Genomic DNA, 15,825 nt, shown 5'->3' with positions numbered 1-15,825 from the left:
TGGTTGCCGAACCCTCGTTTAGCCAAGCACTTATTAGTAATTCTTTTTAAGCTCTGACCATTCTCTTTCAAAATTTACGAATGGGTCATCAACTTCAGTAATTTCTTCTTCTTTTTGTTGGTTCCATTTTTTATACACCATGTATAGAACAACGATGGCTACGATCCCAACTAGAGCTGGCACGTTAGAAAGTGTTGCCGATAGAGCGATAAGACCAATAATCGCCCAAAGTACCTTTTTACCAGTTGATTCTGCTTTCATAAATTCCTTAGCAGCGTAATAAAGAATCACTGCGCTAATCGCTAACCCGATCATTGGACCTAATGTTCCAAGTAGCACGAGTACTGCGATACCTCCTAAAAGTAATAAACCAAATTTTTTCATTGTCTATTTCCTCCTTCCGAATTCCTTCTTGCCTTTCATGTATGAGTAAAATATATGTGGGTATTGCTCAACTTTAAAATAAATGCCCTCAATAAGGAATTGGAACACGCTCTATCGTTCCAATTCCTTATTGAGGGCCAAGCAAGCGAAGCGCGGTAGTGAATTTTTGAGCAAAATAAAAGAAAAAGAGGCTCTCTTTTTGTAAAGTAGTGTTTGCGGACACAATACGAAAGGAGAAACCTCTTATGTCCAAGGATAACATGAATTCACTCAGCTTAAAAGAACTAGAAATTTTCACATGGAGAAGAGCACAGGAACAAGCTCGTCTTGAGTTCACCCAAACGCTTGAAGAACTTGATAAACAACTAGCGGAAACAAGGGATAAAAAGCGATTCTATTATCATGACAAACGTTCTCTCCAAATGGAAACTTTCTTTGGATTCATTGAAGTCGAAAGGATTTATTACAAAGATACATATACAGGTAACTACGTGTTCCTACTAGATCAAGCATTACAGTTTGAAGGAGCAAATGGATTTAGTCCGTTGGTGGAGGAAAGTGCCTTAGAATTAGCCGCTAAAGGACCTTCCTACCGGAAGGCAGTAGATGCCTTGGAACAATTCTTAGGGTATAAAGTAATGAGTCATGAAACGTTACGACAACGTATGTTGGAATCTCAAGTACTTCCCATCAGTGAGAAAAGACCCTCTAGGCGAGTCTTGTTTGTGGAAGTTGATGGACTTTTCACTAAGTTTCAACGCTCTAACCAAAGTGGAAAAGAAATCAAAATAGCTGGTGTGTTTGAACAATGGGCTGTTAACGGGAAAAGAGTATCCCTTCAGGGAAAACGTCATTATGTTCATAAAANTAATGAGTCATGAAACGTTACGACAACGTATGTTGGAATCTCAAGTACTTCCCATCAGTGAGAAAAGACCCTCTAGGCGAGTCTTGTTTGTGGAAGTTGATGGACTTTTCACTAAGTTTCAACGCTCTAACCAAAGTGGAAAAGAAATCAAAATAGCTGGTGTGTTTGAACAATGGGCTGTTAACGGGAAAAGTGTATCCCTTCAGGGAAAACGTCATTATGTTCATAAAGATAAGAACCGTTCGTTTTGGGAGGGATTTGAGAGTTTCCTAGAAGAGAACTATCAGTACGATCCTCTAGATACTCTACTGGTCATTAACGGAGATGGAGCACCCTGGATTACGGCCTGCCAGGAATACTTTGGAAAGCGAGCCTTTTACAGTCTGGACCGTTTCCATGTGGCAAAGGAACTGAGGAGTTTGTTTCGTGACCATAAAAGATATCGAGCCATGCGAAAAGCCTTAGCAAGCTATGACCCAGATCAGTTTTTACTTGAACTAAACAGTGCTGTAGGTACTTTAAAAGATGAGGAAAAGGAAGAAAAGCTGATTGACTGGATAGAATTCCTGACAAAGCATAAACAAGCATTAACAGATTATCGGAAATGGTTGATTTCAAAAAACATAGAAACAACGGGAATGCGTCCAATGGGAAGTGCAGAAGGGATGATGAATACCTTCGCAAAACGGTTAAAGAATGGTCGAGCGTGGAGTGAAAAGGGTGTCATGGCAGTAACCAATGTCTTGATTGGTCTAAGAGATAACCTTGATATTAAATCAACATTAGGAATTTGGATGAAACATCATGGCGATCAGAATAAGCCAGTGTACCAAAAACGCCAACCTTCAAGCTTAACGAGAAAGAAGATAAATGAAAGCACACGTAATAACCTACCTTATCTTTTACAACCAGCAGGAAAGCCAATTGTCCAAGCATTAAAAGCAATTAGCTACGGTTTTTAAAAATAACAAAACATCAAAAAACAGGAAACTAACAACAACGGAAAACGCTTACAAACACATACGAATAGAGAGAAGTTTCTATAACAAAACCTATTAAATTTTATAGGTGAATTTTTCACCCACTAAAACTTGACTCAATCCTCGAACCGTCCTCATGTTCCTGTTTTTTATGAAGTATGCTATAGTTATAGGGAAAATAAAATAATTGATGCACTAGGGGTGCCGAATAGGCTCGGCTGAGAAAAGATTGCGATTGTCTTTGACCCTTTTTACCTGATCTGGTTAATACCAGCGGAGGGAAGTGTTCTCATTTGGCATGATATCTAGTATTCAATCATGACATTTGGGTAGGTTCCTCCTAGTGCAAATGATAGGAGGAATTTTTTTATGCGCAAAACCTATAAGCTTACTTTAACGGCTATGTTTGTAGCGATTGGAACGGTAACTAGTAGTCTAGTCTTTATCCCCATTGGAATTGTGAAGGCTTTTCCTATTCAACACATTCTAAATGTCATGTCAGCTGTTATATTGGGACCTTTTTATGCAGTCCTTCAAGCGTTTACGATTTCATTACTGAGAAACCTGATGGGAACAGGGACGCTTTTTGCTTTTCCAGGCAGTATGATTGGGGCACTACTGGCTAGTCTTTTGTTCATTAAAACGAAGAAAGTATATTTGGCTGCTGGTGGCGAGGTTGTTGGAACTGGGCTAATTGGGGCTGTTTTTTGCTATCCTATCGCTACACTCTTCTTAGGTAAGGAAGCGACTCTCTTTGGTTTTATCCCCTCCTTTATTGTGAGTTCTTTCGTAGGTGGAGTGATCGGGATTATCGTTTTACGTGTGTTAATGATGAATAAAGGACTTGAAAGGTCCATTCAAAAAAGTTTTTAGAAAGAGCTATTAGCTATGAAAGGATGGAGAGGGATGTCTGATCAGGATAAGATAATGGACCTTCTCATAACTTTTATGAGGAATGACATTCAAACTGATGATGAGTTTAATCGGATTGCTATGCACCTATTTCGTTATCAGTTCACAAACAACCTTGTTTACCAAAGGTTTTGCCTGCAAAAAGGAAAAACACCAAGGACCGTTAAAATGTGGCGGGACATTCCAGCAGTTCCGATAAACGCCTTTAAGGAATTAACGTTAAGCTGTATAGATCCATTGCATGCAGAGAGAATATTTATGACGAGTGGAACGACCAAAGGGATCCGAGGAAAACATTTTCATCCTAAAATGGATGTTTGGGATTATTCGATGATATTAAATTTTAAAAGTCGATTCATGAAGGGAATCGAGAAAGTGAAAATGGGTGTCTTATTCCCCACTGAAGAAGAGATGCCAAATTCATCATTAGCTCGTTATCTATCACTAGCAAAGCAGGAATTCGGTACTTCTGATAGCCAATATATTTTAAAGAATAACAGGATTGATATGAATCTTTTAATTCATGAGCTGGAAAAGGCAGAACGAACAGAGAAACCATATGCACTAATGGGGGCAAGTTATAGCTTGGTACATATGCTTGAACAATTAGAAAAAGAGGGAAAAACATTTACCCTTCCTTTAGGAAGTAGAGTCTTGGACACTGGGGGATTCAAAAATCAAGCAAAGGAAATGGATTTAGATGATTTTTATGATCAAATCACGAGAAGCTTGGGGGTTCCTCGTGAAAATTGTATAAACATGTACGGAATGACGGAACTAAGTACTCAGTTTTATGATGATGGAAATGGACAGGTTCCATCTGTGAAGACAGGTCCACCATGGATACGGACTCGAGTCATCCATCCATTAACAGGAGAGGATGGACCTCCAGGCGAACGGGGAGTACTTGTTCATTGTGACCTGGCAAACTTTAATTCTGTTACTACGATTTTGACAGAAGACCTTGGAATTGAAAAAGAAAACGGTTTTCAACTATTGGGGAGAGTACAAGGAACGGAAGCGAAAGGCTGCTCTCTAGCAGTAGAAGAGTTTCTCAGGACAGCACAGGGGACGACACAATGAGAGAAATGGCTGGATATATCCCAAATATCGGAGAAGAGAATTTTGACACCAAATTTCTTAGGTTCGAAGGCAAATTAGGTAAGTTAGAAGTAGAGGTGCCACATCTAAATTACCGTCAGATGGAGAAAGTGATTCAAAAAGTGAAAACAGCAAGTGCTACAACGTTAAAGTCGATGTCTGTCAATGAAATCGTGTCCATTATCGATCGTGTGATTGAGCGGCTACTGAATAGGAATTCCAATGAAAGAAAGAGGTTAGAGGAGCTACTTCCCTATATAACCGCTTTTGATCATGAAATGATTCGGCTTTCGCTTACATCCTATCTGAAGTCGTTTCGGAAGGCAGAGCTTCAGCGATTTTTAGTAGAGGACTTTGGCAATCCACTAATGCTTGACGATTTTCAACCAAGAGTAAAGCGGGGGTTCTCAAAGGCGATTGGACCTGACCTCATTACACATATTTGGGCTGGAAATGTCCCGGGTCTTCCACTATGGAGCTTTATCTCAGGATTGCTCGTAAAAGCAGGAAACATTGGAAAGGTATCAAGCGCAGAACCCCTGTTTGCCGGTTGGTTTGCAAGACTAGTAGCCGAAGTTGAGCCGAGGCTAGCGGATTGCTTTGCTGTCGTCTGGTGGAAGGGTGGAGATGAGGAACGGGAAAGGTTCATCTTTAACCAATCAGAGGTTGTTATTGGATATGGCAGTAATGATTCATTAGAAGCAATAGCAAATAGGATACCCATTACAACTCGCTTTCTCCCGTTTGGACACAAGATTAGCTTTGGTGTCATTACAAGCTCTAGTCTTGATTCTAAAAAAGCATGGGGGGCTGCACATGAAGCGGCATTAGATAGTATTCGCTTTGACCAACAGGGATGCTATTCCCCTCATCTCTTTTATGTTCAAAATGGAGGGGCTGTTTCACCGATTGAATTTGCTAAACTGCTTGCACATGAGTTGGATTGCTTTGAAAGAAGGTTCCCACGACATAGGCTATCGATTGAGGAGGCTGCATCAGTTGCAAGCTGGCGTAATAGTGAACAGGTTCGGCAATTATCTAGATCTGACATAGAAATTCTCGGCAACGAAAAAAAACAATGGTCAGTCGTTTACGAGGAAGACGGCAACTTTAGCCCTACTTGTCTAAATCGAAATATTCGAGTTATGGCTTTTGACAGGATTGAAGAGCTTGTTCCACAGCTTAATCCGTATAAGCCTTTCCTTCAAACCGTCGGAGTCGCGACCAATCCAAAAGAGTTGTTTCACTTTGCTCAAGTGTTAGGCGAAGTGGGTGTCACTCGAATCACAGCGTTAGGGAAAATGACGTCCCCAGAAGCAGGCTGGCATCATGATGGTCGCTTTAACTTAAATGACTTAATCAAGATGGTTGATATTGAACAGAGTGCTGAGGACGCAGCAGAACGATTGGCCCCTTATATCGATTAGGAGGTAAACCATGAGTTTTCTAGAATTAAAAGATGTCTCCTACGGATACGATTCAAACGAGCAGGTAGTTGAGGGAATGAACTGGAAGCTAGAAAAGGGGCAGTTTTATAGTTTATTAGGGAAAAGTGGTTGTGGAAAAACGACGCTTCTAAAGCTAGCATCTGGTCTTCTTCAGCCTAAACAAGGCAGTGTTTTTCTAGATCAAAAAAAAATCTTAAAACCTTCACCTAAAATCGGGTATGTGTTTCAGTCACCGACGTTACTAGAATGGAAGACAGTTATGGATAATATCCTGCTACCCCTCTCTCTTAGAAGAAAGATTAGAAAAGAAGATCGAGAATATGCAGAAGAATTGTTACATCTCATGGGTGGCCTATCTCATTTCGCCGATAAATACCCTTTAGATTTGTCTGGTGGTCAACAAAGTAGAGTAGCAATTGCAAGGGCGCTTATCCATCATCCTTCTATGTTATTTTTAGACGAACCATTTGCAGCCCTTGATGCCATTACAAAAGAAGAACTCCAGGACGATCTCTTAAAGCTCTGTCAAAAGGAAAACAAAACGGTACTGTTTATCACCCATGATATTCATGAGGCGGTTTATTTATCCGATTACGTAACTGTCATGGATAAAGGGAACATTCTTGCTGAGTTTGAGATCAATTTGGAAAAACCTCGTAAAAATGAGGTTCGATATGATTCTCGTTTCATCGAATATACCTTACAAGTTCGTAAGGCAATCAGTGGGAGGGCTTCTAATGAATAAAATGCCGTTTTACTCCATTGCCTTGTTTGCACTCCTTGTGGTGGTGTGGGAACTAGTAGCAAAAGGTATGTCCGAGCTGGTGTTACCAACTCCATCTGTTATTCTAGTTACTTTATGGGACGGAATGAAATCAGGATATTATACTCCTCATATTTTACAAACAACAGCCGAAATTTTACTAGGGTTATTACTAGGAAGCTTATTAGGCTTACTCACTGGTATTCTCTTAGGTGAGATCTCGTTTCTTAGAAAATTATTACTTCCCTATGTTATTGCTAGTCAAGCGGTACCGAAAGTGGCGTTAGCACCATTGTTCATTATATGGTTCGGATTTGGAATGACATCAAAGGTCGTAATTACAGCATTAATTTGCTTCTTTCCACTACTAGAAAATACAATAACAGCCATCCAATATGTCGATCCAAAGAAACAGGAGTTGTTTCGTGTTTTAGGTGCAACTAGATTCCAAATGCTATTTAAACTAAAGATACCAGCTGGTTTACCGGGGATTATGGCTGGATTTCGAGTGGCTACAGTGCTTGCGGTAGTAGGAGCTGTTGTTGGGGAATTCCTTGGTGGGAGCAAAGGCTTAGGTGCTCTTATTGTTGCTTCACAGGGAATGATGGATACTCCGCTTATGTTTTCTATACTAATCCTTTTAACGCTTATTGGAACCATTCTATATCAATCCATAAGTTTAATAGAGAGGAAACTTTTAAAACCATATTTAAAGGAGAAAAACAAATGAAAAAAAGGCTATTACATACTGCTTTAATAGCTATTCTTTTATGGGTTTCTGGTTGCACTGCGAAAACTGATATTAAAACGGAGGAAGAAGCTAAGAGGATTCGTGTAGCCAGCTGGAGTCAGCCAATAACGGAACAAACGAATTTATTGATAGATGAAGAGAAGGGGTTTTTTAAGGACAAAGGTTTAAAGCTGGAATTTATTCCGGGTGCTGGTGGAGGCGATGCGATTAGAAATATCCTTTCTGGTCAAGCAGACATCGCTTTTACAGATCCAGGCTCTCTCTTTTTTGCTTTAAATCAAGGGGAGAAGCTTAGAGTGATTTATAACATCTACCCCCAAAATGTGTTTAATGTCGTTTCCTTAAAAGAAAAAAATATAACAAAACCAGAGGACTTAAAAGGGAAAACAATTGGTGTATATAGTCTTTCCAGTGGGACGAGGCAAAACTTACTCTTGCTTTTACATCAGGCTGGTCTTTCAGAGAAAGATGTCAAGATTGTTGAAACAGGATTGCTGAATTTCGCCCCTTTAATTCAAGGTCAAGTCGATGCTACAGCAGCGACCGATACAGGTCTCGTTACGGCCAAGGAAAAAGGACTTGGCCAAGTAAATGTAATGGAAGTAAAAGATTACTTGAATATTCCGAGTGATGTATTCGTTGTGACCGAGGAAACGTTTCAAACTAAAAAACAATTACTCTCAGACTTTTTAGAAGCGTATCGAAACAGTGCTGAATGGATGATTGATCAGCCTGAGGAAGCAGCAGCACTGGCTGTGGAGTATGCAATTGATGGTAAGGATGAAGCACACAACTTAGAAATCATAAAATTAAGAAACCTTGCAAGTATGTCAGAAGAAACAAAAGTGGATGGTTTAGGAACTATTAACGTGGAATTGCTTCAACAAGGGGCCGATGCTTATAAGAAGTTAGGTTTGATTGAAAATGAGCTAGACCTATCTAGTGTTGTTTCCGAAAGTTTAAACCAAGAAAAGTAAGAGGGGGTCCTATGCGAAAGTTTGAAAAAAAAGTCGTTCTCGTTACTGGGGCTAGTCGAGGAATAGGTGCATCCATTGCCAAGGCGTTTGCACAAGAAGGGGCAACGGTCATTGTGAACTATAAACAAAATCATAAAGCTGCTGAAAGCATCGTCTCTTCTTGCGTTGAGCTGGGCGGTGATGCATGGGCTATTCAAGCAGATGTTACATCAGAAGTGGCAGTCTGTGACATGGTAAAAGAGGTTACTCTAGAAGCAGGGACTATTGATATTGTCGTAAACAATGCCTTTAGGCCATATGTATTTAATCCTGAAAAACGAAAATTTGCATGGCAGGTAAGTTGGGAGGATTACCAGGATCAATTGGAAGGTGCTCTCCGCTCAGCCTACCTTGTGAACAACGCTGTCATTCCAATTATGAAAAAGCAATGTGAGGGAAGTATTATTCATATTGTTACCAATTTAATAGAGCGTCCTCTTGTGGCTTATCACGAGTACACAACAGCAAAGTCCGCATTAGTGGGCTACAGTCGAAACTTAGCGACTGAGCTTGGACCATTTGGCGTGAGAGTCAATTGTGTAGCCCCAGGCTTAGTTTATCCAACTTCTTCAAGTAGTGAAACGAAAGAAGATTTGAAAGAACTGATTATCTCACAAACACCACTAAGAAGGATTGCGTCACCGGATGACATAGCTGGCCCTGTCTTGTTTTTGGCATCTGACTGGAGTGGATTTGTAACAGGGCAGACACTTTTCGTCGATGGTGGTCTTGTGATGCGATAAATTATTATAAGTTTAATAGGAAAGGAATCGAGAAATGAATCGGAATGATATCATTACTTTGCTGGATCGGGTTAGGCAATCCAATCCTCTTATCCATAATATAACCAATGATGTTGTGATGAATTTTACTGCAAATGGCTTGCTTGCCTTAGGTGCCTCACCCGTTATGGCTCTAGCAAAGGAGGAAGTAGCCGATATAGCCAGAATGGCAGATGCACTCGTTTTAAATATGGGGACATTGAATCAAGAGAAAATCGAGTCGATGATCCTAGCCGGTAGATCAGCAAACGCCAATGGTGTTCCGGTTGTATTAGATCCTGTCGGAGTTGGAGCTACAAGATTTCGAACGGAAGCTGCTAAAAAAATCGCCAAGGAGGTCCGGTTATCGGCTATAAGAGGAAATGCTGCAGAAATAGCCAATCTTTTAGGGGAGCACTGGAGTATTCGAGGTGTCGATGCAGGTAAAGGAAATGGCGATATCATGGCCCTTGCGAAAAAAGCGGCAGAGAAATGGGGGGGCGTCGTTATCGTTACGGGGGAAGAAGATATCATCACAAACGGAGAACAGTCATTTCTCATAAGAAATGGACATCGTATTTTAACCAAGGTGACAGGAACGGGTTGCCTTCTGTCTTCTGTAATCGGCGCTTTTATTGCAGTTGAAAGGGAGGTACTGCTAGCTGGAGCAGCAGCTCTTGTTACCTATGGGGTAGCGGCGAATATAGCAGCAGAGAAAACAACAAACGAAGGACCTGCTAGTTTTCAAGTTGAATTTATAAATCAATTATCAAAAGTAACAACAGAACAAGTTGAAAAAAATGCTTCAATTGAAAAGATATAAATAGGAGAGGTGAAAACAATGGAGAAGGTCTTTAAAGCTTTAACCATAGCAGGCTCTGATAGTGGAGGAGGTGCAGGAATTCAGGCTGACTTAAAAACATTTCAAGAACTAGGTGTTTATGGAATGTCTGCCATAACAGCAGTGACTGCACAGAATACACTAGGTGTTCAAGGTGTGTACCCACTAACGGTCGAAGCAGTAAGAGAGCAAATACAATCGATTGGTGATGATATGGGTACCGATGCCGTAAAAACAGGTATGTTGTTTAGCTCTGAATTGATAAAAGCTGTGGCTGAACAGATACAGAAATTTGAGATTGCTAACCTTGTGGTAGACCCAGTTATGATTGCTAAAGGAGGTGCGCCACTTCTGAAAACTGAAGCAATCAGTGCGCTCATCACCTATTTAATCCCACTGGCTACCGTTGTAACACCAAACATTCCAGAGGCGGAGACATTAACTGGTTTAAAGATTGACAATCTTGAGGATCGAAAAAAAGCCGCAAAGCAAATAAAGGATTTAGGTGCTAAGTTTGTCATCATCAAAGGTGGACATGGTGAAGAGAATGAATCAATGGACCTTTTATATGATGGGGAAGAGTACACTCAGTTCGTAAGCAAACGAGTCGAAACGAAGCATACGCACGGTACTGGCTGTACTTTTGCAGCAGCGATAACAGCTGAGTTAGCAAAGGGGCATGACATTAGAGAGGCTGTACAAACGGCCAAGTCCTTTATTGAGGCAGCGATTATAAATCAACTAGGTATTGGCAATGGGCATGGACCAACCAATCATTGGGCTTATCAATTGAAAAAAGCAATGATGACCGATGGGCGGTGAACGAATGCCAAGGATTTCACAACAGAATATGCGTAGACTTTTGAAGCTATATTTTATTATGGGGAGTACTAACTGTATGAAGAATCCAGAAGAAGTTCTGACAGATTCCATTAAAGGTGGCGTCACCTTGTTTCAATTGCGGGAGAAGGGAAACGGTGCTTTTACAGGTGAAGAGAAGTTCGAATTTGCAAAAAAACTTCAACAAATTTGTAAGAGCTACGATATTCCGTTTATCGTAAATGATGATGTCGAACTTGCGATTGCACTCAATGCGGACGGGGTTCACATTGGTCAGGAAGATGAGGATGCTGGGTCTGTTCGCCAAAAAATAGGAGACAAAATTCTTGGCATATCTGCTCATAACGTTGTAGAAGCAAAGCGAGCTATTGAACAAGGGGCTGACTACATTGGCGTAGGACCGATGTTTCCAACAAAGACTAAAAAAGACACAAGGAAGGTCAAAGGCCCCTCTATATTTTACGAGCTCCTTAAGGAAGAAATTGATATTCCAATGGTTGGAATTGGTGGAATCACATCCGAAAATGCTCAAGAGGTGTTAGCAGCAGGGGCTGACGGAATCGCTGTAATATCAACGATTAGTCAAGCTGAATCTCCACTTTTGGTCTCGCGAAAATTAGCGTTGATTTGAGGTAGTAGTGCGCCCCCCCCCCCACCCCTTTTAAGTGCGAAAGTAACGACAGGCTGGCCTCGGGAGTTCATTGATGCCTCAATCAAGATTTAGTGGTTAGCTTACACTTTCCATAGTCCAATAATGGACAGTGTATAGAAAAAAATGATAGTAAACAATCGGGCGCGTTTATCCCTATAACGCGTCTTTTTTAGAACCGCCTTCGTGGTCTTCTAGCATGTCTTCTCACATAAGGCCCCTTTCTAAAACCTCCCCGCATTGGAACAGAACCGACCCTACCATTCGTACGAATAATAATCCACGTAATTCCAATTATGATACCCAGACAAATAAGTAAAATAATAAAAAATAAAAGAAAGTAAACGCAAATGATGATGTTAATAGAATGAATAATGAGAAGGAAAGAAGAAACCAAGAAGTTCCGAAGCGACAACTCTCTTAAGATTTCGTGAACGGCCAATAATGAGATAATCAGTCCGGATAAGGTGATGATAATGGCACAAATCAACGTATAAGTCTCTTTATTCCCATCAAAAAGTGTATGAACAGATTGTACTAAAATCGGTTCAATATCCGTAACATTTCTAATTCTATATAGTGAAGACAGTCTACTTCCAATGCTGGAACAAATAAAACTAGCAACGTAAGCGACTACCAAGAAAGAATAATTCAAATGGAATCACAACCTTACACAAACTAACCCCCAATAGTTCATTTTGTTGGCTTGACTCATAAATATGAACTCGTTTCTAGTAATATGATTAACTTGTCCTATTGGAAACGCAGGAAAGTTTTTTTGTTCCCTTATCAAAAAAGAAACGCAAGAACCCTCCCCGAGTTCCTACTTTTATGATGGTTCGAAAATTGTCATTCCGATATAGCCTACCAACATCAGAATTTTACCTATATACTTAATTTTCAGAAAAAAACCATTGAATTTAAAAAACGAGTGCTGTAATATATAACTTGTATACAAGATATATACAAAGGTAAAAAGGGGATGAAGGTTAATATGAAAATTTTAGACAGAGTTAATAACAATCAATTGACACCAGTATTAAAAGAACGCTTCGAGAAGGTTGAACCTGCAACGATTGGTCACCATCTTCATTACGGATTTATGGACCCTAGAGTTCAATCTCAGCTTGTTAACGTGAAAATTGTTGGAACCGCTTTCACTGTCCGCACTTCTGTTAACGACTCTACAATGGTACATAAAGCGGTAAGTTTAGCTGAACCGGGGGATGTACTAATTATTGACCGTACAGGAGATCAAAAGCATGCGTGTGTAGGGGAAATGGTCGCTTATGCAGCAAAAGCTCGTAAACTTGCTGGAATCATTATCGATGGTCCAAATACGGATATACAAGCAATTCGTGAAATTGGAATTCCTGTATTTTCAACAGGTTTATCACCAATCACAACGAAACTATTAGGCCAAAGTGGAGAAATCAACACACCAGTTCAATGTGGTGGTGTAACGGTTCATCCTGGGGATTTAATTGTAGCGGATGACAACGGCGTGCTTGTTTTAGGCCAAGATTTAGACTATCAAGCTGTGCTTGAAAAAGCAGAAGCTAGTGAAAATAACGAACCGCGTACTAAAAGATTACTAGATGATGGTCATACTTTAAGCAGTCTTTCGAAAGCGGATTCATTAATTGAGCAATACTTTAACACAGTAAAATAAGGGGGAAGGATTTATGAAAAAATTACTAATATTACTGTTTTCGGTTTTACTTATAGCGGCTTTGGCTGCATGCTCTAGCTCGAGCTCCGGATCTGGTTCAGGTAAAGTCATTGAACTAAAACTAGGAACAAAAATGCCAGATGATACAGCTGAAGGTCAAGCTTTTAACTATTTTGCTGAACTTGTAGAAGAAAAGAGTAACGGAGAAGTAAAAGTTAAGGTTAATCCTGCTGAACAATTAGGTAAGGGTACAACTCAAATAGATAACATGCTTCTTGGTTCTCAAGACATGTACGCTGAAGGAATCGGTTACTTCGCTGATTTCGATTCTAGGGTTGAGGTTAGTTCGATCCCATACCTTTTCAATGACTTCGAGCACTACCAAAAATTTAACACAGGTGAAATGGGTCAAGATATTCAACAAACATTAATTGACAACGGAATTCGTATTCTAAATACGGAGCGTAACTTTGTTCGCGGACCATACCGTGTCATGCTTTCTAAGAAGCCAATCAAGTCTGTAGAAGATCTACAAGGATTAAAGCTTCGTTCATTTGAATCAGAATTTTATTCTGCAGCATATAGCTCTGTTGGAGCAAACCCAACTGTAGTAGCTTGGACTGAAACGTATTTAGGACTAAAGCAAAACCTAGTTGAGGCTGTTACATCTCCCATATCATTAGTATGGCCGATGAAGTTTACTGAGGTTGCGCCTTACATGACAATCATCGATGAGTATCCACAGGATGTTGTTATTGCGATTAGTGAAGAAGTATTCTCTGGCTTGTCTGAAGAGCATCAACAAATTCTAATTGATGCGGCTAATGAAGCGGGTGAGAAGGGAACTGAATTGGCTAAGCAAGAAGTAGAAGAACATATGGAACTTATGAAAACAGAACATAACATTGAAGTTTTTGAAATCGATAAAGCAGAGTGGGTTGAAGCATTCTCTGACTTCCACTATCAATTAGAAGAAGATGGAAAGCTACCTAAAGGATATGTCGATCAAATCAAATCTATTGGCAAATAGGATGTTTTTACAATGAAAAAATTATTAAATTTGATTTCAAAAGTATATTTAGGTGTTGCCATTATCTGTATGGTTGCTTTACTGGTGCTACTAACACTTGAAATTGTGGCACGCTATTTCTTTGACTATTCCTTTGTATGGTCACAGGAGTTCTTTTCCATCTTGATCTGCTGGATTACTTTTTTGGGATTTGGAAAAGTCGTAGTAGACCGAGAAGATATTATGATATCTTTCTTTGTGAAAAAGTTAAGTGAGGGAGCCATTAAAATGGTGGGAATCGTGAACAGCTTTTTGCTGTTCGGGATTTCCGCAGTGATGTTGTATTTCTCATTCACGCTAACTATTTCTCATTTGGATCGAACAACACTCATCATGAGAGCATCTTCAGCCTGGTTTTATGCGCCGCTTGTATTGTTGCTCTTTCTAATGGTTTTAGTGTCTATCCAACAAATCATTTTATCCATTAAAGGGCAATACGACATGTTTGCTGGAGAGGAGGATTAAAAAATGGTCATTGGAATTACGATGTTTGTCATTTTCATAATCCTGCTGCTCATGAGTTTTCCAGTATCATTTGCGATGGCGTTGTCCACTCTGATTGCGCTGATTATGGGTGGATATACTTCAGAAGTACTCTCCCTAATGCTAGTTGAGGGAATTAAGGGATACACTCTTTTATCCATCCCATTGTTTATTTTAGCTGGGAACCTTATGAACTCAACAGGGATAACCCAAAGAATTTTTGATTTTTGTACGGCCCTAATTGGACACATTAGGGGCGGATTAGCACATGTAAACATTTTAGCCAGTGTTATTTTCTCTGGTATTTCTGGAACAGCTGTTGGGGATCAGGCTGGTCTTGGAGCCATTGAGCTACGGGCGATGGTGGAAAAAGGTTATAAAAAACCATTTAGCGCAGCTCTTACACTAGCATCCTCCGTAATTGGGGCCATTATCCCTCCATCTGTTCCATTTATCGTATATGCCTATCTAGCAGAGGTATCTGTAGAACAACTCTTTATTGCAGGAATTATTCCAGGAATGCTTATTGCTTTAACTTTATCATTCTATGTTGTCGTTGGAGCGTCACGGGGGACTATCGTTGTACCGAAAGCAGACCCATTTAAACCTCAAGCACTTTGGAAAACATTCAAGGATGGATTCTTTGCTCTCCTTGCGCCATTAGTAATCCTTGGTGGGATGCTTGGTGGTGTTGTAACCCCAACAGAGGCAGGGGTTATAGCAGTATTATACGCATTATTCTGTTCAGTCATTTACAAAGAATTTAGCTGGGAAACCTTGAAATCTGGTTTCGTAACTTCCCTAAATTCCACTGCCTTGATTATGTTCTTAATCGGTGTGGGAACTGCAATGGCATGGATCATTTCAGCTGAACAGCTTCCAGTCTTATTATCAGACTTCCTACTGGGAATAACAGATAATAAATATTTCATGTTATTTATTATCAACATTCTTTTATTATTCTTAGGAAGTATTATGGAAGGAATTCCAATCAAGCTAATCATGCTACCAATCCTACTACCAATTACGGATAGCTTAGGAATTGACCGTGTACATTTTGGAGTTTTAATGTCATTCAACCTACTAATCGGGATGATCACTCCTCCTGTAGGTCTCGGACTCTATGTTATGAGTCGAGTTGGAAGGATATCGTTTGAGAAGGTTGTAACAGCTGTTATTCCGTTCTATATCCCACTATTTATTGCATTACTGTTAATCACATACTTCCCTCAGTTGTCCCTGTGGTTACCATCCATTTTAATTAAATAAAAAGTGTAGTAGATTAAA

Annotated in this window: 18 protein-coding genes and 1 riboswitch; of the genes, 16 read left to right on the top strand and 2 right to left on the bottom strand. The window is 40.0% G+C overall.

All coding sequences use genetic code 11. The annotated features are described in order from the left end of the window. Positions 1-33 precede the first annotated feature (33 nt). Positions 34-384: a lmo0954 family membrane protein gene (locus ABDZ91_RS02795; protein ID WP_343796126.1), complete on the bottom strand. Its 351-nt coding sequence runs from the start codon at positions 382-384 to the stop codon at positions 34-36. A 245-nt stretch (positions 385-629) separates the two neighbouring features. Between ABDZ91_RS02795 and ABDZ91_RS02790 the strand changes: the two genes are divergently transcribed. From ABDZ91_RS02790 to thiE, 12 genes are all read left to right on the top strand, one after another. After that, positions 630-1,265 (top strand): UPF0236 family transposase-like protein, encoded by a 636-nt coding sequence (locus tag ABDZ91_RS02790; protein WP_343796125.1) that lies wholly within the window; start codon positions 630-632, stop codon positions 1,263-1,265. Beyond that, a complete protein-coding gene (locus ABDZ91_RS02785; protein WP_343796124.1) occupies positions 1,240-2,214 on the top strand; it encodes a UPF0236 family transposase-like protein in 975 nt (324 codons plus the stop codon). Before ABDZ91_RS02790 ends, ABDZ91_RS02785 begins: the two co-directional genes overlap by 26 nt. Before the next feature lie 205 nt (positions 2,215-2,419). Further along, positions 2,420-2,531, top strand: a riboswitch (TPP riboswitch). A 70-nt stretch (positions 2,532-2,601) separates the two neighbouring features. Next, positions 2,602-3,105 (top strand): energy coupling factor transporter S component ThiW, encoded by a 504-nt coding sequence (gene thiW / locus ABDZ91_RS02780; RefSeq protein ID WP_343796123.1) that lies wholly within the window; start codon positions 2,602-2,604, stop codon positions 3,103-3,105. A gap of 33 nt (positions 3,106-3,138) precedes the next feature. Next, the gene (locus tag ABDZ91_RS02775; RefSeq protein ID WP_343796122.1) at positions 3,139-4,227 is read left to right on the top strand and encodes a LuxE/PaaK family acyltransferase; all 1,089 of its coding nucleotides are present in this window, start codon (positions 3,139-3,141) and stop codon (positions 4,225-4,227) included. Next, a complete protein-coding gene (locus tag ABDZ91_RS02770) occupies positions 4,224-5,672 on the top strand; it encodes an acyl-CoA reductase (RefSeq protein WP_343796121.1) in 1,449 nt (482 codons plus the stop codon). The genes ABDZ91_RS02775 and ABDZ91_RS02770 overlap by 4 nt, the downstream gene beginning before the upstream one ends. Positions 5,673-5,682: 10 nt before the next feature. Further along, on the top strand, positions 5,683-6,438 hold the full coding sequence (locus ABDZ91_RS02765) for an ABC transporter ATP-binding protein (protein WP_343796120.1): 756 nt from the start codon (positions 5,683-5,685) through the stop codon (positions 6,436-6,438). Beyond that, positions 6,431-7,186 carry an ABC transporter permease gene (locus ABDZ91_RS02760; protein WP_343796118.1) on the top strand — a complete coding sequence of 252 codons (756 nt, stop codon included), beginning with the start codon at positions 6,431-6,433 and terminating at the stop codon, positions 7,184-7,186. The genes ABDZ91_RS02765 and ABDZ91_RS02760 overlap by 8 nt, the downstream gene beginning before the upstream one ends. Next, positions 7,183-8,184, top strand: a complete 1,002-nt coding sequence (locus ABDZ91_RS02755; protein ID WP_343796116.1) for an ABC transporter substrate-binding protein — start codon at positions 7,183-7,185, stop codon at positions 8,182-8,184. Before ABDZ91_RS02760 ends, ABDZ91_RS02755 begins: the two co-directional genes overlap by 4 nt. 11 nt (positions 8,185-8,195) lie before the next feature. Further along, positions 8,196-8,966 carry an SDR family oxidoreductase gene (locus ABDZ91_RS02750; protein WP_343796114.1) on the top strand — a complete coding sequence of 257 codons (771 nt, stop codon included), beginning with the start codon at positions 8,196-8,198 and terminating at the stop codon, positions 8,964-8,966. 34 nt (positions 8,967-9,000) lie between these two features. Then, positions 9,001-9,807 (top strand): hydroxyethylthiazole kinase, encoded by an 807-nt coding sequence (gene thiM / locus ABDZ91_RS02745; RefSeq protein WP_343796112.1) that lies wholly within the window; start codon positions 9,001-9,003, stop codon positions 9,805-9,807. Between the two features lie 18 nt (positions 9,808-9,825). Then, entirely contained in the window at positions 9,826-10,647 is an 822-nt protein-coding gene (thiD, locus tag ABDZ91_RS02740) for a bifunctional hydroxymethylpyrimidine kinase/phosphomethylpyrimidine kinase (protein ID WP_343796110.1), read from the top strand. Positions 10,648-10,651: 4 nt separating this feature from the next. Next, positions 10,652-11,296, top strand: coding sequence for a thiamine phosphate synthase (gene thiE / locus ABDZ91_RS02735; RefSeq protein ID WP_343796108.1), 645 nt, complete (start codon positions 10,652-10,654; stop codon positions 11,294-11,296). 190 nt (positions 11,297-11,486) lie between these two features. Here thiE and ABDZ91_RS02730 read toward each other — a convergent pair whose 3' ends face one another. Next, positions 11,487-11,969, bottom strand: a complete 483-nt coding sequence (locus tag ABDZ91_RS02730) for a hypothetical protein (protein ID WP_343796106.1) — start codon at positions 11,967-11,969, stop codon at positions 11,487-11,489. Positions 11,970-12,308: 339 nt separating this feature from the next. Between ABDZ91_RS02730 and ABDZ91_RS02725 the strand changes: the two genes are divergently transcribed. The 4 genes from ABDZ91_RS02725 to ABDZ91_RS02710 are packed head-to-tail and all read left to right on the top strand — an operon-like array spanning position 12,309 to position 15,807. Beyond that, a complete protein-coding gene (locus tag ABDZ91_RS02725) occupies positions 12,309-12,986 on the top strand; it encodes an RraA family protein (protein ID WP_343796104.1) in 678 nt (225 codons plus the stop codon). A gap of 13 nt (positions 12,987-12,999) precedes the next feature. Next, positions 13,000-14,016 carry a TRAP transporter substrate-binding protein gene (locus ABDZ91_RS02720; RefSeq protein ID WP_343796103.1) on the top strand — a complete coding sequence of 339 codons (1,017 nt, stop codon included), beginning with the start codon at positions 13,000-13,002 and terminating at the stop codon, positions 14,014-14,016. A 12-nt stretch (positions 14,017-14,028) separates the two neighbouring features. Beyond that, a complete protein-coding gene (locus tag ABDZ91_RS02715) occupies positions 14,029-14,520 on the top strand; it encodes a TRAP transporter small permease (protein ID WP_343796101.1) in 492 nt (163 codons plus the stop codon). Between the two features lie 3 nt (positions 14,521-14,523). After that, positions 14,524-15,807 (top strand): TRAP transporter large permease, encoded by a 1,284-nt coding sequence (locus ABDZ91_RS02710; protein ID WP_343796099.1) that lies wholly within the window; start codon positions 14,524-14,526, stop codon positions 15,805-15,807. The last annotated feature ends 18 nt before the right edge of the window (positions 15,808-15,825 follow it).

This window comes from Bacillus carboniphilus, assembly GCF_039522365.1.
Lineage (GTDB): Bacteria > Bacillota > Bacilli > Bacillales > JC228 > Bacillus_BF > Bacillus_BF carboniphilus.
This window is presented reverse-complemented; position numbering and strand designations above follow the sequence as displayed.

Excerpts from the sequence above, each read along its gene's own strand:
- ABDZ91_RS02795 (WP_343796126.1), bottom strand. The coding sequence starts at position 384 with ATGAAAAAATTTGGTTTATTACTTTTAGGAGGTATCGCAGTACTCGTG.
- thiW (WP_343796123.1), top strand. The coding sequence starts at position 2,602 with ATGCGCAAAACCTATAAGCTTACTTTAACGGCTATGTTTGTAGCGATT.
- ABDZ91_RS02775 (WP_343796122.1), top strand. The coding sequence starts at position 3,139 with ATGTCTGATCAGGATAAGATAATGGACCTTCTCATAACTTTTATGAGG.
- ABDZ91_RS02770 (WP_343796121.1), top strand. The coding sequence starts at position 4,224 with ATGAGAGAAATGGCTGGATATATCCCAAATATCGGAGAAGAGAATTTT.
- ABDZ91_RS02765 (WP_343796120.1), top strand. The coding sequence starts at position 5,683 with ATGAGTTTTCTAGAATTAAAAGATGTCTCCTACGGATACGATTCAAAC.
- ABDZ91_RS02760 (WP_343796118.1), top strand. The coding sequence starts at position 6,431 with ATGAATAAAATGCCGTTTTACTCCATTGCCTTGTTTGCACTCCTTGTG.
- ABDZ91_RS02755 (WP_343796116.1), top strand. The coding sequence starts at position 7,183 with ATGAAAAAAAGGCTATTACATACTGCTTTAATAGCTATTCTTTTATGG.
- ABDZ91_RS02750 (WP_343796114.1), top strand. The coding sequence starts at position 8,196 with ATGCGAAAGTTTGAAAAAAAAGTCGTTCTCGTTACTGGGGCTAGTCGA.
- thiM (WP_343796112.1), top strand. The coding sequence starts at position 9,001 with ATGAATCGGAATGATATCATTACTTTGCTGGATCGGGTTAGGCAATCC.
- thiD (WP_343796110.1), top strand. The coding sequence starts at position 9,826 with ATGGAGAAGGTCTTTAAAGCTTTAACCATAGCAGGCTCTGATAGTGGA.
- thiE (WP_343796108.1), top strand. The coding sequence starts at position 10,652 with ATGCCAAGGATTTCACAACAGAATATGCGTAGACTTTTGAAGCTATAT.
- ABDZ91_RS02725 (WP_343796104.1), top strand. The coding sequence starts at position 12,309 with ATGAAAATTTTAGACAGAGTTAATAACAATCAATTGACACCAGTATTA.
- ABDZ91_RS02720 (WP_343796103.1), top strand. The coding sequence starts at position 13,000 with ATGAAAAAATTACTAATATTACTGTTTTCGGTTTTACTTATAGCGGCT.
- ABDZ91_RS02715 (WP_343796101.1), top strand. The coding sequence starts at position 14,029 with ATGAAAAAATTATTAAATTTGATTTCAAAAGTATATTTAGGTGTTGCC.
- ABDZ91_RS02710 (WP_343796099.1), top strand. The coding sequence starts at position 14,524 with ATGGTCATTGGAATTACGATGTTTGTCATTTTCATAATCCTGCTGCTC.